The following is a 21616-nucleotide window of genomic DNA, read 5'->3' on the forward strand; positions in this document are numbered from 1 at the left end:
CGGTTCTCGACCCTCTACTCCCAGTCGCCGAGCGACGCCTGCCCGTCGCCGCGCTCGCTCGCCCGCCGGTCCCCGGATTCCTCCACCTCGGCCTCGGCCGACTCCGCCGCGGCCGGCTCCTCGCCCATCCAGTCGGTGAGTTTCCCGCCGTCGCCCTCGGTGGTGGTCGTCCCACCTCGGAAGTCGTGGGTCGGGTCGCTCGCGCCCCCGCCGCTGCCGCTCTCGACGTCGCCCGCGTCGAACCCGCCGAGCGTCGCCTGGTCGCTCTCGGCGAAGTCGAGGTTGGAGACGCGCACGCCGAGCTTTCGGACGCGGTCGTCGGCGAACTCCGCGAGGAGGTCGAGCGCCACCGACTCCACGAGGTCCGGGTTGTCGACCGGTCCGGGGAGGCTCCGTGCTCGGGTGTTGACATCGAACGGGGGCTCGACCACCTTGATCCCGATGGTGCGGTAGAGACAGCCCCGCTCGCGGGCTCGCCGGGCCACGTCGGCCGCGAGCGCCGCCACCGTTTCGCGCTTCGGCTCCTCGTCCGCCGTCGGCGACAGCGACGACTCCCGCGAGAGGCTCTTGGGGAGGCCGGTCGGCGTGACCTCCCGGTCGTCGTCGCCGCGGGCGCGGCGGTGGAGCTCCGGGCCGCGCTCGCCCAGCGCGTCGGCGAGCCGGTCGAGGTCGGCCGCGGCGAGGTCGGCGGCCGTCTCGATACCCATCTCCGCGAGCGTGCGCTCCGTCACCGGGCCGACACCGTGGATCTCCGCGGTCGACAGCGGCGCGAGGAACGACGCGACCGAGCCGGGCGGGACGACCACGAGCCCGTCCGGTTTGTCGGCGTCGCTGGCGACCTTCGCGGTCGACATGTTCGGCGCCACGCCGACGCTCGCGGGGACGCCGGCCTCGCGCTCGATCCGCTGTTTGACGTGCCGGGCGTACCCCTCTGCGAGGGTCCGCGCCTCGGCGGGTCCGGCCGCGGCGCTTCGCGGGGGGCTGTCGTCCTCGCCCGCATCTGCCGCCGTGCTCCCACCGGCGACGTCCCACGCCGTCCGGTCGGTGACGTCGAGGTACGCCTCGTCGATGCTCACTTCGCGGATCACGTCGGTGCAGTCCCGGAGGACGGCCTTCACCTCGCCCGCGACCTCCTTATAAAAGTCGAGGTCGACGGGGAGGTACCGCCCGGAGTCAGCGGGGTCGGGCGCGTCCGGGTCGTCGGGGTCGGCGTCGACTCGGCGCGGAAGCCGGTCGAGCGCCTCCGGGATCGGCATCGCGCTGTCGACGCCGAACGCGCGGGCCTCGTAGCTCGCGGTCGCGACCGCGCCGATCGTCTCGCCCGCCTCGTACCCCATGCCCACGACCACTGGTTCGCCGGCGAGTTCGGGGTGACGGAGTCGCTCGCAGGAGGCGTAAAAGCAGTCCATGTCCACGTGAAACACGACGCGGTCGCTCCCGTCCGCCTCGTCGGTCGCCGTTCCGGGGAGCGTGCCGCCTGCCATCGACCGAGGCTCCGTGCCGCGTCGCCTTAAGAATCAGCCACGCGCGGTGGCAGTGGAAACGCAACTTCGGAGGCCTCCGAGACGCGACGGCGTCGCCGAGCGAGGCGTTTCGACGCGTTCTCGCCGGTTCCCTCCGCCGCTGAGACGACTCTGCTCGTGGAGACTCAGGCTTGATAGCTGGTTCGGTATTAGTTTATAAGTTGATCGCGTATGGCCCCTCATGTCCGAACGGATCGACGTGCTGCACGTCGACGACGACCCTTCGGTCCCGGACCTCGCGGAGGCGTACCTCGAACGGGAGCTCGGAGACGTCGCTGTGACGAGCGTCACGTCGCCGTCGGCCGCCCTCGACCGCCTCGGCGACGGGACGTTCCACTGTATCGTCAGTGACTACGACCTGCCCGAGATGAGCGGGCTCGACTTCTTCGAGAAGCTCCGCGAGACCGAGCACACCATCCCCTTCGTGCTGTACACCGGGAAGGGGAGCGAGGAGATCGCGAGCCAGGCGCTCAACGCCGGCGTCACCGGCTACTTTCAAAAGGGCGGGCCCGAGCAGTTTCGCCGGCTCGCGAACCGCGTCAACCAGGCGGTCGACGAGCACCGGACCCGCGAGATTGCCGACCGCTACTCGACGGTCATCGACGCGCTCGGCTACCCCGTGTACGTCGTCGACGAGACGGGGGCGTTCGAGTTCGTCAACCAGCCCTTTGCGGAGTTGACCGGCTACGACCGCGAGGAGATACTCGGCAGCGAGCCGGACCTGATAAAGGACGAAGCCGACGTGTTGGAGGCGGAAGATCGACTCGGCACGATCCTCTCCAGTTCGGGCCCCGACGTCGAGCACTTCCGCGTGGATATCGTCCCCAAGGACGGCGACTCGATCCCCTGCCGAGACCACATGGCGGCGCTGCCGTACGAGAGCGAGCGCTTCGAAGGGAGCGTCGGCATCCTTCGCGACGTCTCCGACGAGATCAAGCAGCGCGAGGAGTTGGAGACGAAGACGCGAGCGCTCGACGAGGCGCCCGTCGGCATCACCATCAGCGACCCCGAGCAGCCGGACAATCCGATGGTGTACGTCAACGATCGGTTCGTCGACCTGACCGGGTACGACCGCGACGAGTCGATCGGCGTCAACTGTCGGTTCCTACAGGGCCCAGACACCGACGAGGCGGTCGTCTCGGAGCTTCGCGAGGCGATCGACGCGGAAGTGCCGGCGAGCGTCGAACTGCTGAACTACCGGAAGGACGGGACCTCGTTCTGGAACCGCGTCAGCGTCGCGCCGATTCGCGCCCCCGACGGGCGGGTCACGGAGTGGGTCGGCTTCCAGGAGGATATCACGGCGTTCAAAGAGCGCGAGGCGGCGCTCAAACGCCAGAACGAGCGGCTCGACGCCTTCGCGGGCATCGTCTCGCACGACCTCCGGAACCCGCTCAACGTGGCGCAGGGACGCATCGAATTGGCGCAGCGGTCTGGCGACGTGGACGACACGGTCGCGGAGAATCTCGACGGTGCCGCCGACGCACTCGACCGCATCGAGTCCATCGTCGAGCACACGCTCACGCTCGCCCGCGAGGGGGAGACTGTCGGCGACCCCAAACCGGTGTCCATCGGGGACGTCGCCGCGGATAGCTGGGAGACGGTCGACACCGGGCCCGCCACGCTCACGATCGACACCGACCGGGAGGGATTGGCCGACCCGGACCGGCTCCGAAATCTCTTTGAGAACCTCTTCCGGAACGCCGTCGAACACGGCGGTTCGGACGTTGCGATCCGGGTCGGCGACCTCGACGACGGCTTCTACCTCGCCGACGACGGACCGGGCATCTCGGAGGGGATCGCGGACACGCTCTTCGAGCCCGGACGGAGCGGTACCAAAGGGAACACCGGCTTCGGATTGGCAATCGTCCAGGAGATCGCCACGGCACACGGGTGGACTATCACGGCGACAGAGTCGGCCGAGGGCGGCGCGCGATTCGAGATCCGGGGACTCGAACGCGCTCACCTGCCGTCGGCCGACGCGTAGGCGGCGCTTCTCACTGCGCCGGCCGGTCTCGGACTCGGGCGCTCTCGTTTTCGATTCGCCGCGAGTCTGTCCCGGCGTGACCCGACCCGGAACCGGAACGACTCCCGCCGTTCGCAAACGCCTTTATATCCCCGACCGAAGCGGGAGGAAATGGGACTGCGCTCCGGGGTCGTCGACACGGACCGACGGGTCATCGTGCTCGCGCTCGCCCGGATGGTCGGGGCCGCCGGCAACTCGTTTCTCATCGTCGTGCTGCCGCTGTACATCGCCAGCGACCTGATCGACATCAGCGCGCTGCTCGGCACCGAGGTCGGGGTCGGCGCGGCGGCGGTCACGCTGACCGAACCCCTCCTCATCGGGATTGTGCTCTCGCTGTTCGGCTTCCTCAACAGCCTCTCGCAGCCGGTGACGGGCAGGCTCTCGGACCGAATGGGAGTCAGACGCCCCTTCGTGCTGCTCGGGATACTCCTGTTGGGAACCGCGAGCGGCCTCTATACGATCGTTACCGTCTATTGGCAGCTCGTGGTCCTGCGGGCGATACAGGGGCTGGGCGCGGCGCTGATCATCCCCGCGACGGTCGCGCTGGTGAACGAGTACGCCTCCGCCGACGCCGACCGCGGCGGGAACTTCGGCGTGTACAACACCTTCCGACTGATCGGCTTCGGCTTCGGTCCGGTGCTGGCCGGCGCCGTCGTCGAGGCGGGGCCGTACGACCTCTCGCCGGTCGGACTCCCCGTGATCGACGGCTTCGACGCGGCGTTCGTCGCCGCGTGTGCCGGTGCGTACCTCAGCTTCGCCCTCGTCTTCCTCCTCGTCCGTGACGCCGCGGAGTCCAGTGAGGCGAGCGACGACCTCTCGATCCGAGTGCGCGGCGACGACCACGTCCTCGACCCCGTGTTTGCACTCGGGCTGGCGACCGTGGCGATGGGCGTCTGTATCGCGCTGTTCGCGACGCTGCAGAACCAGGTGAACGTCCGGCTCGATCAAGCGCCCGTGTGGTTCGGGCTCCAGTTCGCCTCCGTCACGATCGCCAACGTGCTCCTGCAGGTGCCCGTCGGGCAGGCCAGCGACCGGATCGGGCGCCGGCCGTTCCTGCTCGCCGGCTTCGTCCTCCTCGCGCCGACGACGCTGTTGCAGGGGATCGTCACCGACCCCATCGTGATGACGATCGTTCGACTGGCGCAGGGCGTCGCCGTCGCGTTCGTCTTCGCGCCGTCGCTCGCGCTCGCCGGCGACCTCGCTCGGGAGGGGGAGTCCGGAACGACCCTCTCCGTCCTTACGATGGGGTTCGGCTTCGGTATCGCGCTGGGCCCGCTGGCGTCCGGCTGGCTCGTCGGATTCGGATTCGTGGTTCCCTTCGCCGTCGGCGCGGCGCTCGCGGTCGTCGCGTTCGCGGCCGTCGTGACGCAGGTCGAGGAGACGCTCGGCGCGAGTGACGACGCCGGGGCGACCGCGGCGGACTGACGGATATAACTTCCCGCCGGCCGAACCGACGGCCGTGTCGCGCGACCGCGTCCATTGCGTTGACTGCCGCGAGCCGATCCCCAGCGCCGCCCGCGTCTGCCCGCACTGCGAAGCGGTCCAGCCGTCACCGCTCGTCGACGTCGGCGTTGTCGTCGCGGGGGTCTTCGCGTTCGCCTTCGGCCTGCTCCTCGCGATGCTGACGGTCGGCACGAGTCGACTCACGGGGTTCCTGCTGCTCGTCGTCGGCTTCGGCCTCGCCGTCGGCGGCTACACGCGCCACCTCGACCGGCAGGCGGGGCGGCGGGCGCGGTGACGCGCTCGGACGACGGGCACGCCGAGACCGCCGGACGTCCGACACGATCCGGCGCCGGGACGGCCGCCCGGTCCGGCGGCTTTTAACTGTCACCACCGAGTAGGCGCTGATATGCTCACCCCAGTCAACGCCGGACTCGTCCTCGCGGGACTCCTCCTCGCGTTCGTCGGCGCCGCGGTGTCCGTCTACGCCGTCACGCTGACCGGCCTGCTCGTCGGGGGTGGCGCGGGCTACCTCCTCGCCCCGAGCCTCGCCGGAGTCATCGCCGTCGACGGCCTGCTGTTGACCGCCGTCGCGGTCATGATCGGCGCTGCTGTCGGGGGGTTCCTCGCGTACGCCGGACTCTCCTTCGCCGTCCTCGCCATCGGGGGACTGGTCGGCGGCTTCGCGGGTCGGTTCGCGGTCGGCCCCGTCTACGCGGCCGACGCGGCCGGTATCGAGGGGACGCTGCTGCTCGTCGGCGCGACGCTCGCGGGGATCGCACTCGGCGCCCTGTTCGGCTTCGTCATGAGCCGAACGACGCTCGTCGTCTCGACCGCGTTCATCGGCGCGGCGTTCGCGTCGCGGTCGGTCACCCTCCAGACGCTGGACACGGTCACCGCCGAGACGACGGTCGAACCGCTCCTGTTCGACGTCACCGCCCCCCTGTTCCTCGCCGTCTTCGTCCTCGGCGTGCTCTCGCAGTTCGGGCTGTTCCGGTTCGGCTACGTGACGAAACTGGTCAGCCTGCTCCCGGGCGCGCGCCGGTGGACCGCAGACGACGACCGGGACGCGAAGGGCGCGTGAGTCGGGGCGCTCGCCGTCCGCGTCCCTACTCGTCGTATTCGTAGAAGCCCCGCCCCGTCTTCTTGCCGAGGTCGCCGGCCTCTACCTTCCGTTTGACGAGGTACGCCGGCTTGTACCGGTCGCCGAGTTCGGCGTGGAGCGTCTCGCTGGCGTCCAACACCACGTCGAGCCCGATGTGGTCGGCGAGCTCTAAGGGTCCCATCGGGACGTTCGTCCCGAGTTTCATCCCGCGGTCGATGTCGGCCTTCTCCGCGACGCCCTCGTCGAAGGCGCGCACCCCCTCGTTGATCCACGGCATCAGGATACGGTTCGTGACGAAGCCGGGCTTGTCGTCGGACTCCCACGTCTCTTTGCCGAGGTCCGCGGCGAATTCGTGTGCGAACTCCGCGACCGCGTCCGCGGTGCGCTCCCCCACGACGACCTCCACGCCGTCCATGATCGGGACCGGATTCATGAAGTGGAGGCCGATGACGTCGCTCGCGCGGTCTGTGGCGTTCGCGATGGTCGTGATCGACAGCGTCGAGGTGTTCGTCGCGAGGACGACGTCGTCGTCGGTCACCGCGTCGAGGTCGGCGAACACGTCTCGTTTCACGTCCATGTCCTCGACCGCCGCCTCGACGACGATGTCGGCGGCCGCGAGGTCGTCGAGGTCGGTGGTGCCCGCGATCCGGTCGCGGATCGCCGCCGGCTCCTCGTCGAGAGCGCCCTTCGACGCCAGCCGATCGAGGCTGTCCGCGACGCTCTCGAGCCCGCGCTCGACGTACGCCTCCTCGATGTCGCGCATGACGACCTCGTAGCCGGCGGTCGCGGCGACCTGCGCGATCCCGTTGCCCATCGTGCCGGCTCCCACCACGCCGACGACGTCGATGTCGGATAGCTCCCGCATGGAGGTCGCTGCCGCGCCGCGGGTGGTAAGTATTGCGGCTCCGGGGCCGTCGACGGTGGACCGTCAGCCCTGTCGTTTCGACGAAATGGAAAGTAACTATTTCAGTAGTAAGTATGTTCGACTTCGGAACCGTCACAGATGTCGATGAAACGCGTGAAAGGCCCCGAATTCGTTTCTTTACGTCCACCGTGATGACCATAGCATTTTTTATCGATGTAACTGGAAGTTGAACCGATGCTTCCTCACGCCGCCGACAACATCTCCCGTGACGGCAAGTCGCTGATCCTCGCGTACGACCACGGGCTCGAGCACGGGCCGGTCGACTTCGAACCGAATCCCGACACGGCGACTCCTGAGCGGATCTTCGAACTCGCCACCCACGAGGCGGTCACCGCGCTGGCGGTACAGAAAGGGCTCGCCGAGGCGTACTACCCGGACTACGAGGACGAGGTGAACCTCCTGTTGAAGCTCAACGGGACCTCGAACCTCTGGATGGGCGAGCCGAACAGCGCAGTCAACTGCACCGCCGAGTACGCGGCCGGACTGGGCGCGGACGCGATCGGATTCACCGTCTACGGCGGTTCGAACCACGAAATCGAGATGGCCGAGGAGTTCCGAGAGGCGCAGGAGGGCGCCCGCGAACACGACATGGGCGTCGTCATGTGGTCGTACCCCCGCGGCCAGGGCCTCCGCAACGACGGGAGCCCCGACGTGATATCGTACGGCGCGCGGCTCGGCTTGGAGCTCGGTGCCGACGTGGTGAAGGTGAAGTACCCCGGCTCCGCCGAGGCGATGGGCCACGCCGTCGAGATGGCCGGCCCGGCGAACGTCGTGATGTCCGGCGGGACGATGCGCGACGACAAGGAGTTCCTCCGGAACGTCTCGAACGCCATCGACGCGGGCGCCACCGGAATCGCCGTGGGTCGGAACGTCTTCCAGCGCGACGATCCCGAGCGCATCCTCGACGCGCTGGAAGCCGTGGTCTTCCAAGAGGCCGACCCCGCTGAGGCCCTCGCCGTCGCCGAGAGCGACGACTGATGGCCGACCCTGCCTCCGACCGCGACCCGGACCCGACCGTCAAGGCCGTCTTCGACGCGGTCGCGGCCACCGCCCCCGAGATCCGTGCCGCCCTCCCCGGCCGGCGCGTCACGAGCGGGACGGACAACCCTTCGGGCGAGAGCGTGTTGGCCGGCGACCTCTACGCCGACGAGCTGCTCGGCGAGGCGATCACCGGCGTCGACGGCGTCGGCTCGTTCGTCAGCGAGGAGCGCGAGGCCGCCGTCGACGCCGGCGGCGCGGTCGGCGAGGGCGCGTACGCGGTCGCGATCGACCCCCTCGACGGCTCCTCGAACCTACGGTCGAACAACGCGATGGGCACCGTAGTTGGGATCTACGACGCCCCCCTGCCCGCCACCGGTCGGGATCTCGTCGCCGCCGGGTACGTGCTGTACGGCCCCATCACCACGATGATCGTCGCCGACGAGTCCGGCGTCCGCGAGGAGGTGGTGGAGGCGGTATCTGACGGTGCAGGCGACGACGGCGCCGCAGTCTCCCGCTCTGTCGTCGAGGACGACCTGCAGCTCCCCGAAGACCCCCTCGTCTACGGGTTCGGCGGGCGCGTTCCCGACTGGCCGGACGACTTCACCGCGTTCGCCCGCGAGATTGAAAACGAACTGAAGCTCCGGTACGGCGGCGCCATGGTCGGTGACGTGAATCAAGTGCTGACCTACGGCGGGATATTCGCGTACCCCGCGCTCGTCGACGCGCCCGCCGGGAAGCTCCGGCTCTCCTTCGAGGCGAATCCTATCGCCTACATCGTCGAACGCGCCGGCGGGGCCGCGACCGACGGCGACATCGACATCCTTGACGTCGAGCCCGAGGGCGTCCACGACCGCGTCCCGCTGTACGTCGGCAACGAGGACCTGGTCGAGCGGCTGAAGGCGGCGCTAGACGACCAGTAACACGCCGATAAACCGCATTTTCTGACGCCGTTCGGCCCGTCCGACCCGTCTCCTCTGCTCTCGATCGAACAGCTGTCCCCGATAGATTCGAGTCCGAGAGCCCGGGACTCCGTTTCACCGATAGCGGGTTCGTCTCGACTCGCTCGCTGGCGCGTTCGACGGCAACGCGATCGGTTGTCTCCTCCCGGCATCGCTATGATTATTAATCCTTATTAACTAAATTACAATATAGCCCAAACAGAATATAGTACTTGCGGAGGAAACCACAGATGGACATAACAGAACACGACGAAGGCAAAAAGGTAGTCAACGCAGCGGGAAAGAAGCTCGGAATGGTGTCCAAAGTCGAGGGCCAGAACGTACACGTCGACCCGGACCCGGGACTCACAGACACGATTAAATCGAAACTCGGCTGGGGTGACGCCGACGAGGACACGTATGCCCTCAACCAGTCCGACATCGCGACCGTCACCGACGACGAAGTTCGACTCAACCGATAACCTCTGTCTCACGAGAGGTCGATCCGGTCGTCTCCCGGCCGTGAACGCGGCTCGTTTTTTTTTAAGCGACTGTTCCCGTCGCGGCGGACGAAACGTCACCTCGAACGCCCGCATACCCGACCCGTTTGAATCGCGTTTGTAGTCGAGCCGCTCTCTCGCCCCCGAACCCCGCTCGACCGTCTCTTGAGGTGTCCGAGCGAGGCGGCGTCGCGGTGTCACGCACCTCGGAGTGGTCGCTTCCGGGCGTTTCCGAACCGATCTACCAGTCGCAAGAACACAGCTACAATCCCTCGTCTGCTGGGGTTATGTCCGAATTACTACTGATATTTGGGGAGTAACACTTATCCAGAGCCGATCATAAACTCCGAATATCCCGGTACGACTGCTACCGGTCGAAACAGAACCGTGAATCACGAGGATCCCCGAATAACAGGTGCGCACGTTCGCTCGGTCGAAACCTCCAGCGGAACGGTCACCCTCGTCGGCGTCGTCCACGACCATCCCGCCAGCGTGTTTCGGGTTCGAACGATCATCTCGGAACGCGATCCCGACGTGCTCGCGCTCGAACTCCCACCGCTTTCGCTCCCGCTTTTCGAGCGGTATGCAGAGGACACTCGAACACCACCGGTGTTCGGTGGGGAAGTGAGCGCCGCGATCCAGGCGGCGGACACGGATCGCGTCGAGGGGATCGACGGTCCGACTCCGCACTTTCTCCGTCGACTCCTCGCGACGCTGTACCGCGAGGACGACTCGCTCAAGACAGCGTTGGGCGTGTTTAGGCGGATGATTTCGGTGACGAAAACCACCATCAGCTGTCGCTTTGCGGGCACTTTCGCTTCGATGACCGCCATCCGCCTGGAAGTCGACTCGCCGGCCACCTACTCGACCGACCGAACCGATAGCCCTGAACGCCAAGCCGAAAACGAAGGCGACCAGATCGCCCGTGCGCAGGCTGTGATGGACGCGTTCGAGCCCTCGCGGGCCTCGTGTTTCAGCGACGAAGTCCGCGAGTCGCATATGGCCGACCGCCTCGGTCGCCTCCGCCACGACGGCGACACCGTCGCCGTGGTCGGTCGACACCATCTCGACCGCGTCGCCGATCTGTTCCGCGATCGCCTCAGGGAGACGGCCCCGTCGTAGGATCGATGGGTTCGACGGCGAAAGCCGCGCGGGAGCGCCCCGCCCGGCCAACGCATGGAAAACTGTTTAGGATCTACCGCAAATCTTGCGCCCATGAAAGTCCACGTCGGCGCGGCGGCGACGCCGGAGGAGGCCGAGGCGATCGCGCGATCGCTCGCCGAGCACCTCGGCGTCGACGTCGACGTCCACGTCGGCGAGAGCACGGAACCGGCCGCGAGCGCCGAGCCGCCCGAGACGACGTACCCCCTCGACGACGACCTCGGACCGACCGACCGCGAGCGCGCGCTTCAGGCCGAGATCGACGACATCCTAGAGGGCGGTCCGGAGAAGTACCGCGACCGGCTCCCCGAGCAGGGGAAGCTGTTCGTCCGCGACCGGCTCGACCTCTGGTTCGGCGGCGAGGGCGGCACGCGCGGGGCGGGCGACGCGAGCGACGGCGCTCCGACCGGCCTCCACTTCGAGGACGGGAAGTTCGCCGCATTCGACGACTGGCACCCGAACGCGCCCGGCCGGGTCGGACGGGGCGGTGACGAGGGGGGAGACGACGGCGAGGGAGCGACCGCAGACGGCGACCGTCTCCCCGCCGACGGCCTCCTCACCGGTGCAGCGGAGTTCGAGGGCCGCGACGTCCACTTCATGGCCAACGACTTCACCGTGAAGGCGGGGTCGATGGCGGCGAAGGGCGTCGAGAAGTTCCTCCGCATGCAGCGTCGCGCCCTGAAGACGGGCAAACCCGTGCTCTACCTGATGGACTCCTCGGGCGGGCGAATCGACCAGCAAACCGGCTTCTTCGCCAACCGCGAGGGAATTGGGAAGTACTACTACAATCATTCGATGCTCTCGGGCGCGGTGCCGCAGATCTGCGTGCTGTACGGGCCCTGTATCGCCGGCGCCGCGTACACGCCCGTCTTCGCCGACTTCACCGTGATGGTCGAGGGCATGTCCGCGATGGCGATCGCCTCGCCGCGGATGGTGAAGATGGTCACCGGCGAAGAGATCGAGATGGACGAGTTGGGCGGCCCCCGCGTCCACGCCGAGGAGTCGGGGTCGGCTGACCTGATCGCCCGCGACGAAGAGCACGCCCGCGAACTCGTCGCCGACCTGATCGGGTATCTCCCGAATCAGGCCGGAGAGAAGCCCCCGCAACGCGAGACGAAGCCGCCCACGTTCTCACCCGAGGGGATCGACGAGCTGATCCCCGAGTCGCCGAACCGCCCGTACGACGTCCGCGACCTGCTCGATCGGATCGCCGACGCGGAGTCCGTCTTCGAGCTAAAGGAGGGGTACGGGCCGGAGATCGTCACCGCCTTCTGCCGGATCGACGGCCGCCCCGTCGGCGTCGTCGCCAACCAACCGACTGAGCGGTCGGGCGCCATCTTCCCCGACGCGGCCGAGAAGGCGGCCGAATTCATCTGGACCTGCGACGCCTACGAGATCCCCCTGTTGTACCTCTGTGACACGCCGGGGTTCATGGCCGGCTCACAGGTCGAACAGGACGCCATCCTGGAGAAGGGGAAGAAGATGATCTACGCCACCTCCTCCGCGACGGTCCCGAAACAGACCGTCGTCGTCCGGAAGGCGTACGGTGCGGGGATCTACGCGATGGGCGGCCCCGCCTACGACCCCGAGAGCGTGATCGGACTTCCCTCCGGCGAGATCGCGATCATGGGCCCCGAGGCCGCGATCAACGCCGTCTACGCCCGGAAGCTCGCCGAGATCGACGACCCCGAGGAGCGCGCCGACACCGAAGCGCGGCTCCGCGAGGAGTACCGCGAGGATATCGACATCCACCGGATGGCCAGCGAGGTCGTCATCGACGAGATCGTGGCCCCCTCGACGCTCCGGGAAGAACTGGCGGCACGCTTCGCGTTCTACGAGGACGTCGAGAAGGAACTGCCCGACAAGAAACACGGCACGGTTCTGTAACCGGAGCGGCGGGCGCGTGGACGCGCCGACAGTTCGGACCGACACCGTCGCGGTTAGACGTACGCGACCCACTCAGCGCCGAGGAACTCGGTCGCGCCTCCGAAGCCGAGCGCCACCGCGATCCCGATCGCCGCCAGCGCGCCGACGTATGCGGCGGAGCCGACCAGCGACGCGGCGGCGAACCGCGGCGCCGAGACGGACGAGGCGTTCGCGGTCGGGACGGCGAGCCAACCGCGGGTCCCGGGGACTGCGTTCGAGGCCGCCACCGCGGGGAGCCCCCATCGGTCGAACCAGCGACCGGCGCCGTCGAGTCGCCTCTCGCCGACCGGGACCACCGCCAGCGACGTGGGGTCCACGTCGAACCGGCGAACGGCCGCGAAGACGACCGACTGCCCGACGGTCGCGCCGAGGACCGCCGCGGCGAACATCGGCAGGACCGCGACCGCCTCGACGCCGACGGCGACCACCGTGGCGACGAACAGCGTCCGCGCCGGGAGCACCTTCCCGACGAGGGCGCCCTCGAGCGCGAACACCACGAATATCGCGATAGCGCCGTAGCTGTCGACGAGGGCGAGGGCGGTCGCGGCGTTTTGACCGAGCACGCATCGTCTCGGTTCCCCACGCGTATAGCTCTTACACCGTGAGCGCTGCTCGCAGGAGCCACGGGCGCCAGTACGCGTGTGAATTCGGATTTTCGGCGTACCCGACGGGGACGGACGGTCGGGGGTGGGCTATTTATCCGCCGCCCGCCCACGTGTCGCCAATGATAGACGTCGGTGTCAAGGCGCCCGACTTCATCGCCCCCGCGGTCACCGGCGGGACGGCCGCGGAGCTGGAGCTGTTCCGACTCGTGGACGACCACGACGCGGTCGCGCTCTGTTTCGCTCCGGCGAACTTCGTCCCTACCTGCACGGCCGTGTTCGCCGCGGTCCGCGACGCCGGCTGGCACGACCGCGACGACCTCGCCGTCGTCGCGCTCACCGGCGACTCGCTGTACTCGGGGTTCGCGTACGCCGACCAGTTCGGGCTCCCGTTTCCGATCGCCGCCGACTTCCACGGCGGCGTCGCCGACTCGTACGACCTGCTCGCGGAGTCGTGGGAGGGTCACTCGCACATCCCGCGCCGCGCGACCGTCGTGATCGGGCCGGACTGGACCGTCCGGTTCGCGGAGGCGACGACCGACGCGCTCGACCGCCCGGCGCCGTCGCCGGTCCAGAACGCGACTGCGACGCTCCGCGACCTCGGAGTCGACGTCGACCGCCCGCGCGTGAATTATGATGGTCCGTGGTGAGGGCGGCGTCGGCGACTTCCGGCGGCCTCCGACATCGGTGATTCCAGCCGGCGACCGACCGCCGTTGTCGAAGTTATTTCACGCCCCCTCGTCGACGTCTCGACATGGAAGGCGACTTCGCGGAGTACCTCGACGAGTTCACTCGCCGGGACTGGGAGACGCTCGATCCGGAGGCCGTCACGGACCCCGTCCGAATCGCGGTCGTCGGTCTCGGCTGGTTCGCCCGCGACTGGGCGCTGCCGGGGATCGAGCGATCGGCGTACACCGAGGCGACCGTCGTCACCGACGTCGACGCCGAGGCGGTCGAAGCGGTCACCGCCGAGCGCGACGTGACCGGCGTCACCCCGGAGGAGCTCCGCGCGGGCGCCGCCGCGGACGCGTACGATGCGGTGTACGTCGCGACGCCGAACGCGACCCACCTGGAGTACGTCCGGGCCGCCGCGGAGCAGGGGAAGGCGGTCCTCTGCGAGAAGCCGCTGGAGGCGACGGCGGACCGCGCCCGCCGGCTCGTGGCCGCGTGTCGCGACGCCGACGTCCCGCTGATGGTCGGCTACCGGATGCAGACCGACCCCGCCGCCCGACGGCTCCGGGAGCTCCTCGACGCGGGCGTCGCCGGCGAGGTGGTCCACGTCCACGCGACGATGTCGCAGACGATGCTCGGCGAGCTCGGCGGCGACGGCGATCAGTGGCGGCTCGACCCGGAGCTGTCGGGAGGCTGCGCGCTCATGGACCTGGGCGTGTACCCGCTCAACACGACCCGGTTCGTGCTCGGCGCCGACCCGGTCCGCGTGTCCGGGCGGACCCGCTCGGAGCACGAGGCGTTCGCCGGCGTCGACGAGCACGCCACGTTCCGGCTGGAGTTCCCCGGCGGCGTCGACGCGCTGTGTACGGTGAGCCAGAACGCCCAGCACGCGAGCCGGCTGGAGGTCACCGGCACGGAGGCCAGACTGATCTTAGACCCGGCCTTCTACGAGCGGGAGGACCGCGGGTTCGCCGTCGTCCGCGACGGTACCCGCGCCGACGTCGACTTCGACCAGGTCCACCAGATCGAAGAGGAGTTCGCGTACTTCGGTCACCAGCTGCTTGCGGACGAGCCGTTCCACCCGGACGGCGAGCACGCGCTCGCGGACGTGCGCGCTATCGACGCGATATACGAGTCGGCCGAGACCGGGCGACCGGTCGATCTCGGCGGAGCGGAGTGATATCGGGGACTCGCTACTGCTCGATCCCGTACACGTCGCTCGTCCAGTCGCGGGCCGGAGTGTCGTACACCGGCTCGTCGCGGTCGCGCTCGTCGAGCCGCCGCCGGTCGGTTTCGTCGAGCTCCCAGTCGAGGTCGGCGTTGGCCCGGACGTGGTCCGGGGTCGACGACCGCGGCAGCGGGACCACGCCGCTGTCGACCGCCCACCGAAGCACGACCTGCGCGGGGCTCTTCTCGTATTTCCCGGCGAGCTCGGCGACGACTTCGTCGTCGAACACGTCCGCCCGCGCGAGCGGCGCCGCCGCCTCGATCACGGTGTCGGACTCGCGGCAGTAGTCGACCAGGTCCGGGCGCTGGAACCACGGGTGGAACTCGATCTGGTTGACCGCGATCGGGACGTCGGAGACGTGGTGCGCACAGCTCAGCTGGTACGCGCTGAAGTTCGACACGCCCACGTCGCGAACGAGTCCCCGCTCGCGGAGCGTCGCCATCGCCCGGAGCGACTCACGCAGCGAGATGGCGGGGTTGGGCCAGTGGATGAGGTACAAGTCGAGGTAGTCGGTGCCGAGCCGGTCGAGCGACGCCTCGCAGGACTTGATCAGCGACTCGTAGTTGAGGTTCTTCGCGAGCACCTTCGAGGTGAGGAACACGTCGTCGCGGTCGTACTCCGCGAGGACGTCGCCGATGACGTCCTCGTTGCGGTACCCCTCGGCGGTGTCGATGTGCGTGTATCCGGCGTCGAGCGCCGCGCGGATGCTGTCGGCGGTCTGATCTCCGAGGTCGTACGTGCCCAGTCCGAGCGCCGGCAGTTCGGCGCCGCTCGGGAGCGTTTTCGTTGGAACAGTCACACGGGACGGGTTCGGCGGATCGCCGATTGAAACTACCGGTTAGGAAACGTCGGGGTCGAACGGATCGGAGTGAGCACTAACCATCGGAGTCAGTTCGAGAAATGCACCGGCCGAGATTTGAACTCGGGTTGCAACCATGGCAAGGTTGCGTGATACCACTACACTACCGGTGCGTGCTTCGCATCTGCACATAGCCCGAGTCGAAGATATAAGGGTTCCGAACGAGAGACGATCGAGCGGGAGTACCCACCGCCCCGACCGCCGGAAGCGTCATCGGGCTCCCGACCAACTCCGACACGAGACACCGTCCATGGCACGCCACTCCGCTGACCGTCCCGCCGACAGACGAGCCGTCCTCCGAGCGACCGGTGGCCTCACCGCCCTCTCGATTGCCGGCTGTCTCGGTGGTCGGGGCGAGGGTGGCGACGCAGGCGACGACGCCGGCGACGAGGCGTCCGACGGGTCCTCAGACGACGGCGCCGACGTCGAGTACGCGGTCGAGCGAATCGCGGATGGGTTCGAGAACCCCTGGGGCCTCGCGTTCCTCCCGGAGGACGGCCGCCTCCTCGTCACGGAGCGACCCGGCCGGCTCTCGATCGTCGACCCCGCGGACGGGACGCGCACGGCGGTCGAGGGCGTCCCGGACGTTCACGCCGCGGGACAAGGCGGACTCCTCGACGTCGCCGTCCACCCCGCGTACCAGGACGACGCGCGCGTGTACCTCACCTACGCGGGCAGGAACGACGCGGGGGCGTCGACGACGCACGTTGGGAGCGGTCGGCTCTCACTCGGCGGCGAGACCAGGGCCCCCGCGCTCGACGGCTTCGAGGCGATCCACGTCGCGCGCCCCTTCCTCGACTCCGACATTCACTTCGGCTCTCGGGCGACGTTCGGCCCGGACGGGGCGCTGTTCGTCACCGTCGGCGACCGGCGGGACACCAACTTCGGCCCCGATCACGTCTCGCAGGACCGCTCCGTCGAACTCGGTGCGACCCTCCGGCTGACGCCCGACGGCGACGCCCATTCCGACAACCCGTTCGTCGGGGAGCCGGACGCGTCGGACGCGATCTACAGCTACGGTCACCGGAACCCGCAGGCGATGGCCGTCCGCCCCGAAACGGGAGCGATCTGGCAGTGCGAGCACGGCGAGCGCGACGGAGACGAGATCAACGTCATCGAGCGCGGCGGCAACTACGGCTGGCCGATCGCGAGCGAGGCGTGCCGGTACGGCACCGACGAGCGCCTCGCCCCGAGCCACCGGGAGCGCGGCGACGTGGTCGCGCCGGTCCACTACTGGCCGTGCGGCTCCGGCGGCTTCCCACCCAGCGGCGCGGTGTTCTACGACGGCGACGCGTTTCCCGCATGGCGGGGCGACCTGTTCGCCGGTACGCTCGCGGCGCAGTACCTCGGTCGGTTCAGCGTGACGGGCGCTGGGTCGACCGGGGCCGACGTCACCGAGCGCGAGCCCCTACTCGCCGACCGCGGCTGGCGCGTCCGCGTGCTCGCGGTCGAGCCGGTCACGGGCTATCTCTACGTCGCCGTCGACGCTGCCGACGCGCCGGTCGTGCGAGTCGTTCCGGCGTGAGTCGTCAGCCGGTGACCCCGGGACCGGCGACGTCTCCGATCGTGTGATTATCTCACTCGATCTGAAGTCGAATCCGCCGCCAGACCCCGTGTGAACGCCCCACAGCCCAAAAGCCGGACCGCTATCCTTTTACGGTGTCGTCTGAAATCGAGGGATACAGTCTCGCCACGATGCGTACCGAAGACGGACTCACGATCTGTATTCCGTCTTCGGTCGTCCGGGAGGCCGAGGACGACCGCGAGGCGACTCGCAAACTCGGCTACGTCGCCCGTGCGGCGGCGGTGTTCCGGGCGGATCGACTGGTCGTCTTCCCCGACGGGGAAGGCGAGCGGCGACGGGGCGGTGAGTACGTCCGGGCCGTGCTGGGGTACGCTGCGACCCCGCCGGAGCTCCGAAAGGATCTCTGGGGGGAGCGCGACGAACTCCGGTACGTCGGTGTGCTCCCGCCGCTCCGCGTGCCGTGGCGGACCGGCTCGACCCCTAACGGGGAAGAGTCGAAAACACAGGGACTCGTGACCGAGGTCGGACCTGAAGGCCGCGTCCGGGTCAATTCCCCGCTGCGGGAACACCCGATCTCCCTGCTCGTCCCCTCCGGAATGGAGGTCGAGCAGGGGGAGCGCGTCACCATCAGGGTCTCTTCGAGAGAACCGGTCCGCGCCCGCATCACCGGGAAGCCGGAGGACGGTTTCCAGGTCGTGGAAGCGGACCTGTCGGAAGCACTCGCCGGCGACGGACTGGCCGTCGCGACGTCGCGACACGGGGAGGAACTCTCCGTCTCGCGGCTCGGCGGCATCGTCTCGGACGCGCGGAAGGAAGGCGGTTACACCGTCGCCTTCGGCGCGCCCGAGCGAGGGCTTCCGGAGATGCTCGGGCTTTCGCCCGACGACATTCGGGCGGCCGTCGCTGACGGTCGCCCGGTCGAACCCGATCCGGGGTTCGACCTCTGGCTGAATACGATCCCGGCACAGGCGAGCGAGGTCGTCCGAACGGAAGAGGCTCTGTTCGTGACTCTCGGCTCGCTCACACTCACGGAGTAAACACATGCCACAACCAAGCCGACCACGAAAAGGCTCGCTGGGCTACGGCCCGCGTACCCGCGCAGACCGAGAGGTCCCGCGCATTCGCTCGTGGCCTGACGACGATGGAGCCCCCGCACTGCAAGGGTTCGCCGGTTACAAGGCCGGAATGACCCACGTCGTTATGGTCAACGATGAGGCCAACTCGCCGCGTGAGGGGATGGAAGAGTCCGTTCCCGTCACCGTCGTCGAGACGCCGCCGATGTACGCGGTGGCCCTGCGTGCCTACGAACAGACGGCGTACGGAAAGAAGCCGGTCGAAGAGGTCTGGGCGACCGAGTTCCACGAGGAACTCGATCGCGCACTCGACCTTCCGGCGGAGAACACCTTCGAGGAGGACGCCGAGGAGCTGCGCGCGTTGCTCGACGACGGCGTCGTCGACGACGTCCGCGTCATCACTCACACCGTCCCCTCGGAGCTCGCGAACATTCCCAAGAAGAAGCCCGACGTCATGGAGACTCGGATCGGCGGCGGCTCCCTCGAGGAGCGCGCCGAGTTCGGTCTCGACCTGGTCGACGAGGGCGGCGCCCACGAGTTCGGCGACGTCTTCCGCGCCGGTCAGTACACCGACGTTTCGGGCATCACGAAGGGGAAGGGGACGCAGGGTCCCGTCAAGCGATGGGGCGTGCAGAAGCGGAAGGGCAAACACGCCCGCCAGGGATGGCGGCGCCGGATCGGCAACCTCGGTCCGTGGAACCCCTCCCGCGTTCGCTCCACCGTTCCCCAGCAGGGGCAGACCGGCTACCACCAGCGCACCGAGCTCAACAAGCGCCTCATCGACTTCGGCGAGGGCGACGACGCCAGCGTCGACGGCGGCTTCGTCAACTACGGCGAGGTCGACGGCGAGTACGCGCTCATCAAGGGCTCGCTGCCGGGGCCGGACCAGCGTCTGCTTCGGTTCCGCCCGGCCATCCGGCCGAACGACCAGCCGCGCCTCGACCCCGAGGTCCGGTACGTATCCACCGCATCCAACCAGGGATAATCCATGAACGCAACAGTACACAACCTGGACGGCGGGGACGCGGGCAGCGTCGAGCTGCCGGCGATCTTCGAGACCGCGTTCCGACCGGATCTCATCGGTCGGGCGGTCTCCGCCGCACAGGCTAACCGGAAGCAGGCCTACGGTGCCGACGAGTTCGCCGGGCTGCGAACCCCCGCGGAGTCGTTCGGCTCCGGTCGCGGGCTCGCCCACATCCCGCGCTCCGAGAACGTCGCACGCCGCGTCCCGAGCGCCGTCTCGGGTCGCGCCGCGCACCCGCCGAAGGCCGAGAAGGACCAGACGAAGAAACTGAACGACAAGGAACGACAGCTCGCGATCCGGTCGGCCGTCGCGGCCACTTCGGACGCCGAGCTCGTCGCCGAGCGCGGTCACGCGTTCGACGCGGACCTCGACCTCCCGCTCGTCGTCTCCGACGAGTTCGAGGACCTCAACAAGACCCAGGAGGCCCTGGGCGTGCTGGAGGCCGTCGGCGCCGACGCCGACATCGAGCGCGCCGAGGAGGGTCGCTCAGTTCGGTCCGGCCGCGGGAAGACCCGCGGACGCAAGTACAGCCAGCCCAAGTCCGTCCTCATCGTCACCAGTGAGGAGCCGTCCCGCGCCGCCCGGAACCTTTCGGGCGTCGACGTCGCGACCGCGGCCGAGGTCAACGCGGAAGACCTCGCGCCCGGCGGACACCCGGGCCGACTCACGCTGTGGACCGAGAGTGCCATCGAGGAGGTGGCCGACCGATGAACTCCATCATCGAGCACCCGCTCGTCACCGAGCAGGCGATGAACGAGATGGACTTCAAGAACAAGCTGCTGTTCCTCGTCGACATCGACGCGACGAAGCCCGAGGTCCGCGACGAAGTGCAGGACCGCTACGACGTCACCGTCGACGACGTGAACACGCAGATAACCTCGAAGGGCAAGAAGAAGGCGACGGTCACGCTCTCCGAGGAGGACGACGCGACTGAAATCGCCTCGCGCATCGGGGTGTTCTGATATGGGACGACGAATCCAAGGACAGCGGCGTGGACGTGGCGGCCCGACGTTCCGGGCCCCCTCCCACCGCTACAAGGCGGAACTGTCGCACAAGAAACTCGAGGACGTGGACACGATCTCCGGCGAAATCGTCGGGATCGAACACGACCCCGCCCGCTCGGCTCCGCTCGCGGAGATCGAGTTCGAAGACGACGACCGTCGTCTCGTGCTCGCGCCGGAAGGCGTGCGCGTGGGCGAGACGATTCAGGTCGGCGTCTCCGCGGAGATCAAGCCCGGGAACACGCTCCCGCTGGCCGAGATCCCCGAGGGCGTTCCGGTCTGCAACGTCGAGAGTAACCGCGGGGACGGCGGGAAGTTCGCACGCGCCTCTGGCGTGTCCGCGACGCTTCTCACCCACGACCGCGACGTCGCGGTCGTTCAGCTTCCCAGCGGGGAAGTGAAGCGACTCGACCCCCAGTGCCGCGCCACGATCGGCGTGGTCGCCGGCGGCGGCCGGACGGAGAAGCCCTTCGTCAAGGCCGGGAACAAGTACCACAAGATGAAGTCGCGCGGGACGAAGTACCCGCGCGTCCGCGGCGTCGCGATGAACGCCGTCGACCACCCCTTCGGTGGGGGCGGTCGCCAACACCCCGGCCAGCCGAAGTCGGTCTCGCGGGACGCCCCGCCGGGACGGAAGGTCGGTGACATCGCATCCAAGCGCACCGGACGAGGTGGCAACAAATGAGTTCCAACTACCGAACCGGCCGCGAAGGCAAGGAGTTCGCCTACCGCGGTCACTCGCTCGACGAGCTGCAGGAGATGGACGTCGAAGACGTCGCAGAACTGCTCCCCGCACGCCAGCGGCGAAGCATCGTTCGCGGCCTCGGCACCGAACAGCAGAAGCTGCTGGAGACGGTGCGGAACCGCGACAAGGAGACGACGGCGGACGATCCGATCCGGACGCATCTGCGCGACATGCCGATCCTGCCGGAGTTCGTCGGCGTCACCTTCTCCGTGTACAACGGACACAGCTTCGAACGCGTGCAGGTCGAACCCCAGATGATCGGACACTATCTGGGCGAGTTCCACCTCACGCGAAGCACCGTTGAACACGGTCAGGCCGGCATCGGCGCGACCCGGTCCTCGAAGTTCGTGCCCCTCAAGTAACCC

The 21616-nt window shown here is 68.5% G+C and carries 22 protein-coding genes and 1 tRNA gene; 18 read left to right on the forward strand and 5 right to left on the reverse strand.

The features are described 5' to 3' along the window. Nucleotides 1-14: 14 nt before the first annotated feature. Nucleotides 15-1484, reverse strand: coding sequence for a Y-family DNA polymerase (locus ACNS84_RS06720; RefSeq protein ID WP_435074080.1), 1470 nt, complete (start codon nt 1482-1484; stop codon nt 15-17). Nucleotides 1485-1704: 220 nt separating this feature from the next. On the opposite strand from ACNS84_RS06720, the gene ACNS84_RS06725 reads away from it, so the two are divergent. The 4 genes from ACNS84_RS06725 (at nt 1705) to ACNS84_RS06740 (ending at nt 6070) form a co-directional block, all read left to right on the forward strand. Then, nucleotides 1705-3507 (forward strand): hybrid sensor histidine kinase/response regulator, encoded by a 1803-nt coding sequence (locus ACNS84_RS06725; RefSeq protein WP_435074081.1) that lies wholly within the window; start codon nt 1705-1707, stop codon nt 3505-3507. A 150-nt stretch (nt 3508-3657) separates the two neighbouring features. Continuing rightward, nucleotides 3658-4971 carry an MFS transporter gene (locus ACNS84_RS06730; protein ID WP_435074082.1) on the forward strand — a complete coding sequence of 438 codons (1314 nt, stop codon included), beginning with the start codon at nt 3658-3660 and terminating at the stop codon, nt 4969-4971. A gap of 34 nt (nt 4972-5005) precedes the next feature. Then, entirely contained in the window at nt 5006-5284 is a 279-nt protein-coding gene (locus tag ACNS84_RS06735) for a zinc ribbon domain-containing protein (protein WP_435074083.1), read from the forward strand. A 111-nt stretch (nt 5285-5395) separates the two neighbouring features. Continuing rightward, on the forward strand, nt 5396-6070 hold the full coding sequence (locus ACNS84_RS06740) for a phosphate ABC transporter permease (protein WP_435074084.1): 675 nt from the start codon (nt 5396-5398) through the stop codon (nt 6068-6070). 25 nt (nt 6071-6095) lie between these two features. On the opposite strand, the gene ACNS84_RS06745 is transcribed toward ACNS84_RS06740, so the two are convergent. Beyond that, complete coding sequence (locus ACNS84_RS06745; protein WP_435074085.1) at nt 6096-6956, reverse strand: 3-hydroxyacyl-CoA dehydrogenase family protein; 861 nt, start codon at nt 6954-6956, stop codon at nt 6096-6098. Nucleotides 6957-7190: 234 nt separating this feature from the next. Here ACNS84_RS06745 and ACNS84_RS06750 point away from each other — a divergent pair, with 234 nt between their 5' ends. From ACNS84_RS06750 to ACNS84_RS06770, 5 genes are all read left to right on the forward strand, one after another. After that, nucleotides 7191-7994, forward strand: coding sequence for a class I fructose-bisphosphate aldolase (locus ACNS84_RS06750; RefSeq protein WP_435074086.1), 804 nt, complete (start codon nt 7191-7193; stop codon nt 7992-7994). Then, on the forward strand, nt 7994-8917 hold the full coding sequence (locus ACNS84_RS06755) for a class 1 fructose-bisphosphatase (protein WP_435074087.1): 924 nt from the start codon (nt 7994-7996) through the stop codon (nt 8915-8917). The genes ACNS84_RS06750 and ACNS84_RS06755 overlap by 1 nt, the downstream gene beginning before the upstream one ends. Nucleotides 8918-9186: 269 nt before the next feature. Continuing rightward, entirely contained in the window at nt 9187-9417 is a 231-nt protein-coding gene (locus tag ACNS84_RS06760; protein ID WP_435074088.1) for a DUF8593 domain-containing protein, read from the forward strand. Between the two features lie 405 nt (nt 9418-9822). After that, the gene (locus ACNS84_RS06765; RefSeq protein ID WP_435074089.1) at nt 9823-10557 is read left to right on the forward strand and encodes a hypothetical protein; all 735 of its coding nucleotides are present in this window, start codon (nt 9823-9825) and stop codon (nt 10555-10557) included. 93 nt (nt 10558-10650) lie between these two features. Further along, a complete protein-coding gene (locus ACNS84_RS06770) occupies nt 10651-12483 on the forward strand; it encodes an acyl-CoA carboxylase subunit beta (protein ID WP_435074090.1) in 1833 nt (610 codons plus the stop codon). A 53-nt stretch (nt 12484-12536) separates the two neighbouring features. Here the strand turns inward: ACNS84_RS06770 and ACNS84_RS06775 are convergent, their stop codons facing one another. After that, the gene (locus ACNS84_RS06775) at nt 12537-13085 is read right to left on the reverse strand and encodes a DedA family protein (protein WP_435074091.1); all 549 of its coding nucleotides are present in this window, start codon (nt 13083-13085) and stop codon (nt 12537-12539) included. Between the two features lie 161 nt (nt 13086-13246). Here ACNS84_RS06775 and ACNS84_RS06780 point away from each other — a divergent pair, with 161 nt between their 5' ends. Together ACNS84_RS06780 and gfo6 are read left to right on the forward strand one after the other, a co-directional pair. Next, the gene (locus tag ACNS84_RS06780) at nt 13247-13774 is read left to right on the forward strand and encodes a redoxin domain-containing protein (protein WP_435074092.1); all 528 of its coding nucleotides are present in this window, start codon (nt 13247-13249) and stop codon (nt 13772-13774) included. A 104-nt stretch (nt 13775-13878) separates the two neighbouring features. Beyond that, complete coding sequence (gfo6, locus tag ACNS84_RS06785) at nt 13879-14976, forward strand: D-xylose 1-dehydrogenase Gfo6 (protein ID WP_435074093.1); 1098 nt, start codon at nt 13879-13881, stop codon at nt 14974-14976. A 13-nt stretch (nt 14977-14989) separates the two neighbouring features. On the opposite strand, the gene ACNS84_RS06790 is transcribed toward gfo6, so the two are convergent. Both ACNS84_RS06790 and ACNS84_RS06795 read right to left on the reverse strand, forming a co-directional pair. Then, complete coding sequence (locus ACNS84_RS06790) at nt 14990-15823, reverse strand: aldo/keto reductase (protein WP_435074094.1); 834 nt, start codon at nt 15821-15823, stop codon at nt 14990-14992. A 102-nt stretch (nt 15824-15925) separates the two neighbouring features. After that, nucleotides 15926-15996: transfer RNA gene (locus ACNS84_RS06795), tRNA-Gly, on the reverse strand. 137 nt (nt 15997-16133) lie between these two features. Between ACNS84_RS06795 and ACNS84_RS06800 the strand changes: the two genes are divergently transcribed. The 7 genes from ACNS84_RS06800 (at nt 16134) to ACNS84_RS06830 (ending at nt 21613) form a co-directional block, all read left to right on the forward strand. Next, nucleotides 16134-17408: a PQQ-dependent sugar dehydrogenase gene (locus ACNS84_RS06800; protein ID WP_435074095.1), complete on the forward strand. Its 1275-nt coding sequence runs from the start codon at nt 16134-16136 to the stop codon at nt 17406-17408. A gap of 170 nt (nt 17409-17578) precedes the next feature. Beyond that, a complete protein-coding gene (locus ACNS84_RS06805; RefSeq protein WP_435074096.1) occupies nt 17579-18445 on the forward strand; it encodes a putative RNA uridine N3 methyltransferase in 867 nt (288 codons plus the stop codon). A 4-nt stretch (nt 18446-18449) separates the two neighbouring features. Further along, on the forward strand, nt 18450-19466 hold the full coding sequence (locus tag ACNS84_RS06810; RefSeq protein WP_435074097.1) for a 50S ribosomal protein L3: 1017 nt from the start codon (nt 18450-18452) through the stop codon (nt 19464-19466). A 3-nt stretch (nt 19467-19469) separates the two neighbouring features. Beyond that, nucleotides 19470-20216, forward strand: a complete 747-nt coding sequence (rpl4p, locus tag ACNS84_RS06815) for a 50S ribosomal protein L4 (RefSeq protein WP_435074098.1) — start codon at nt 19470-19472, stop codon at nt 20214-20216. Next, a complete protein-coding gene (locus ACNS84_RS06820; RefSeq protein ID WP_435074099.1) occupies nt 20213-20467 on the forward strand; it encodes a 50S ribosomal protein L23 in 255 nt (84 codons plus the stop codon). Before rpl4p ends, ACNS84_RS06820 begins: the two co-directional genes overlap by 4 nt. A 1-nt stretch (nt 20468) precedes the next feature. Next, nucleotides 20469-21191 carry a 50S ribosomal protein L2 gene (locus tag ACNS84_RS06825; protein ID WP_410284451.1) on the forward strand — a complete coding sequence of 241 codons (723 nt, stop codon included), beginning with the start codon at nt 20469-20471 and terminating at the stop codon, nt 21189-21191. Next, nucleotides 21188-21613 carry a 30S ribosomal protein S19 gene (locus tag ACNS84_RS06830; RefSeq protein ID WP_435074100.1) on the forward strand — a complete coding sequence of 142 codons (426 nt, stop codon included), beginning with the start codon at nt 21188-21190 and terminating at the stop codon, nt 21611-21613. Before ACNS84_RS06825 ends, ACNS84_RS06830 begins: the two co-directional genes overlap by 4 nt. The last annotated feature ends 3 nt before the right edge of the window (nt 21614-21616 follow it).

Origin of the sequence: Halorubrum wangae, from assembly GCF_051194135.1 — an archaeon.
Classification (GTDB): domain Archaea; phylum Halobacteriota; class Halobacteria; order Halobacteriales; family Haloferacaceae; genus Halorubrum.

Bases quoted from the DNA above. Each gene is read 5' to 3' on its own strand.
- ACNS84_RS06760 (WP_435074088.1), top strand. From the start codon at position 9,187: ATGGACATAACAGAACACGACGAAGGCAAAAAGGTAGTCAACGCAGCG.
- ACNS84_RS06745 (WP_435074085.1), bottom strand. From the start codon at position 6,956: ATGCGGGAGCTATCCGACATCGACGTCGTCGGCGTGGTGGGAGCCGGC.
- ACNS84_RS06800 (WP_435074095.1), top strand. From the start codon at position 16,134: ATGGCACGCCACTCCGCTGACCGTCCCGCCGACAGACGAGCCGTCCTC.
- ACNS84_RS06755 (WP_435074087.1), top strand. From the start codon at position 7,994: ATGGCCGACCCTGCCTCCGACCGCGACCCGGACCCGACCGTCAAGGCC.
- ACNS84_RS06830 (WP_435074100.1), top strand. From the start codon at position 21,188: ATGAGTTCCAACTACCGAACCGGCCGCGAAGGCAAGGAGTTCGCCTAC.
- ACNS84_RS06750 (WP_435074086.1), top strand. From the start codon at position 7,191: ATGCTTCCTCACGCCGCCGACAACATCTCCCGTGACGGCAAGTCGCTG.
- ACNS84_RS06805 (WP_435074096.1), top strand. From the start codon at position 17,579: ATGCGTACCGAAGACGGACTCACGATCTGTATTCCGTCTTCGGTCGTC.
- rpl4p (WP_435074098.1), top strand. From the start codon at position 19,470: ATGAACGCAACAGTACACAACCTGGACGGCGGGGACGCGGGCAGCGTC.
- ACNS84_RS06780 (WP_435074092.1), top strand. From the start codon at position 13,247: ATGATAGACGTCGGTGTCAAGGCGCCCGACTTCATCGCCCCCGCGGTC.
- ACNS84_RS06725 (WP_435074081.1), top strand. From the start codon at position 1,705: ATGTCCGAACGGATCGACGTGCTGCACGTCGACGACGACCCTTCGGTC.
- ACNS84_RS06825 (WP_410284451.1), top strand. From the start codon at position 20,469: ATGGGACGACGAATCCAAGGACAGCGGCGTGGACGTGGCGGCCCGACG.
- ACNS84_RS06810 (WP_435074097.1), top strand. From the start codon at position 18,450: ATGCCACAACCAAGCCGACCACGAAAAGGCTCGCTGGGCTACGGCCCG.
- ACNS84_RS06720 (WP_435074080.1), bottom strand. From the start codon at position 1,484: ATGGCAGGCGGCACGCTCCCCGGAACGGCGACCGACGAGGCGGACGGG.
- gfo6 (WP_435074093.1), top strand. From the start codon at position 13,879: ATGGAAGGCGACTTCGCGGAGTACCTCGACGAGTTCACTCGCCGGGAC.
- ACNS84_RS06740 (WP_435074084.1), top strand. From the start codon at position 5,396: ATGCTCACCCCAGTCAACGCCGGACTCGTCCTCGCGGGACTCCTCCTC.
- ACNS84_RS06770 (WP_435074090.1), top strand. From the start codon at position 10,651: ATGAAAGTCCACGTCGGCGCGGCGGCGACGCCGGAGGAGGCCGAGGCG.
- ACNS84_RS06730 (WP_435074082.1), top strand. From the start codon at position 3,658: ATGGGACTGCGCTCCGGGGTCGTCGACACGGACCGACGGGTCATCGTG.
- ACNS84_RS06820 (WP_435074099.1), top strand. From the start codon at position 20,213: ATGAACTCCATCATCGAGCACCCGCTCGTCACCGAGCAGGCGATGAAC.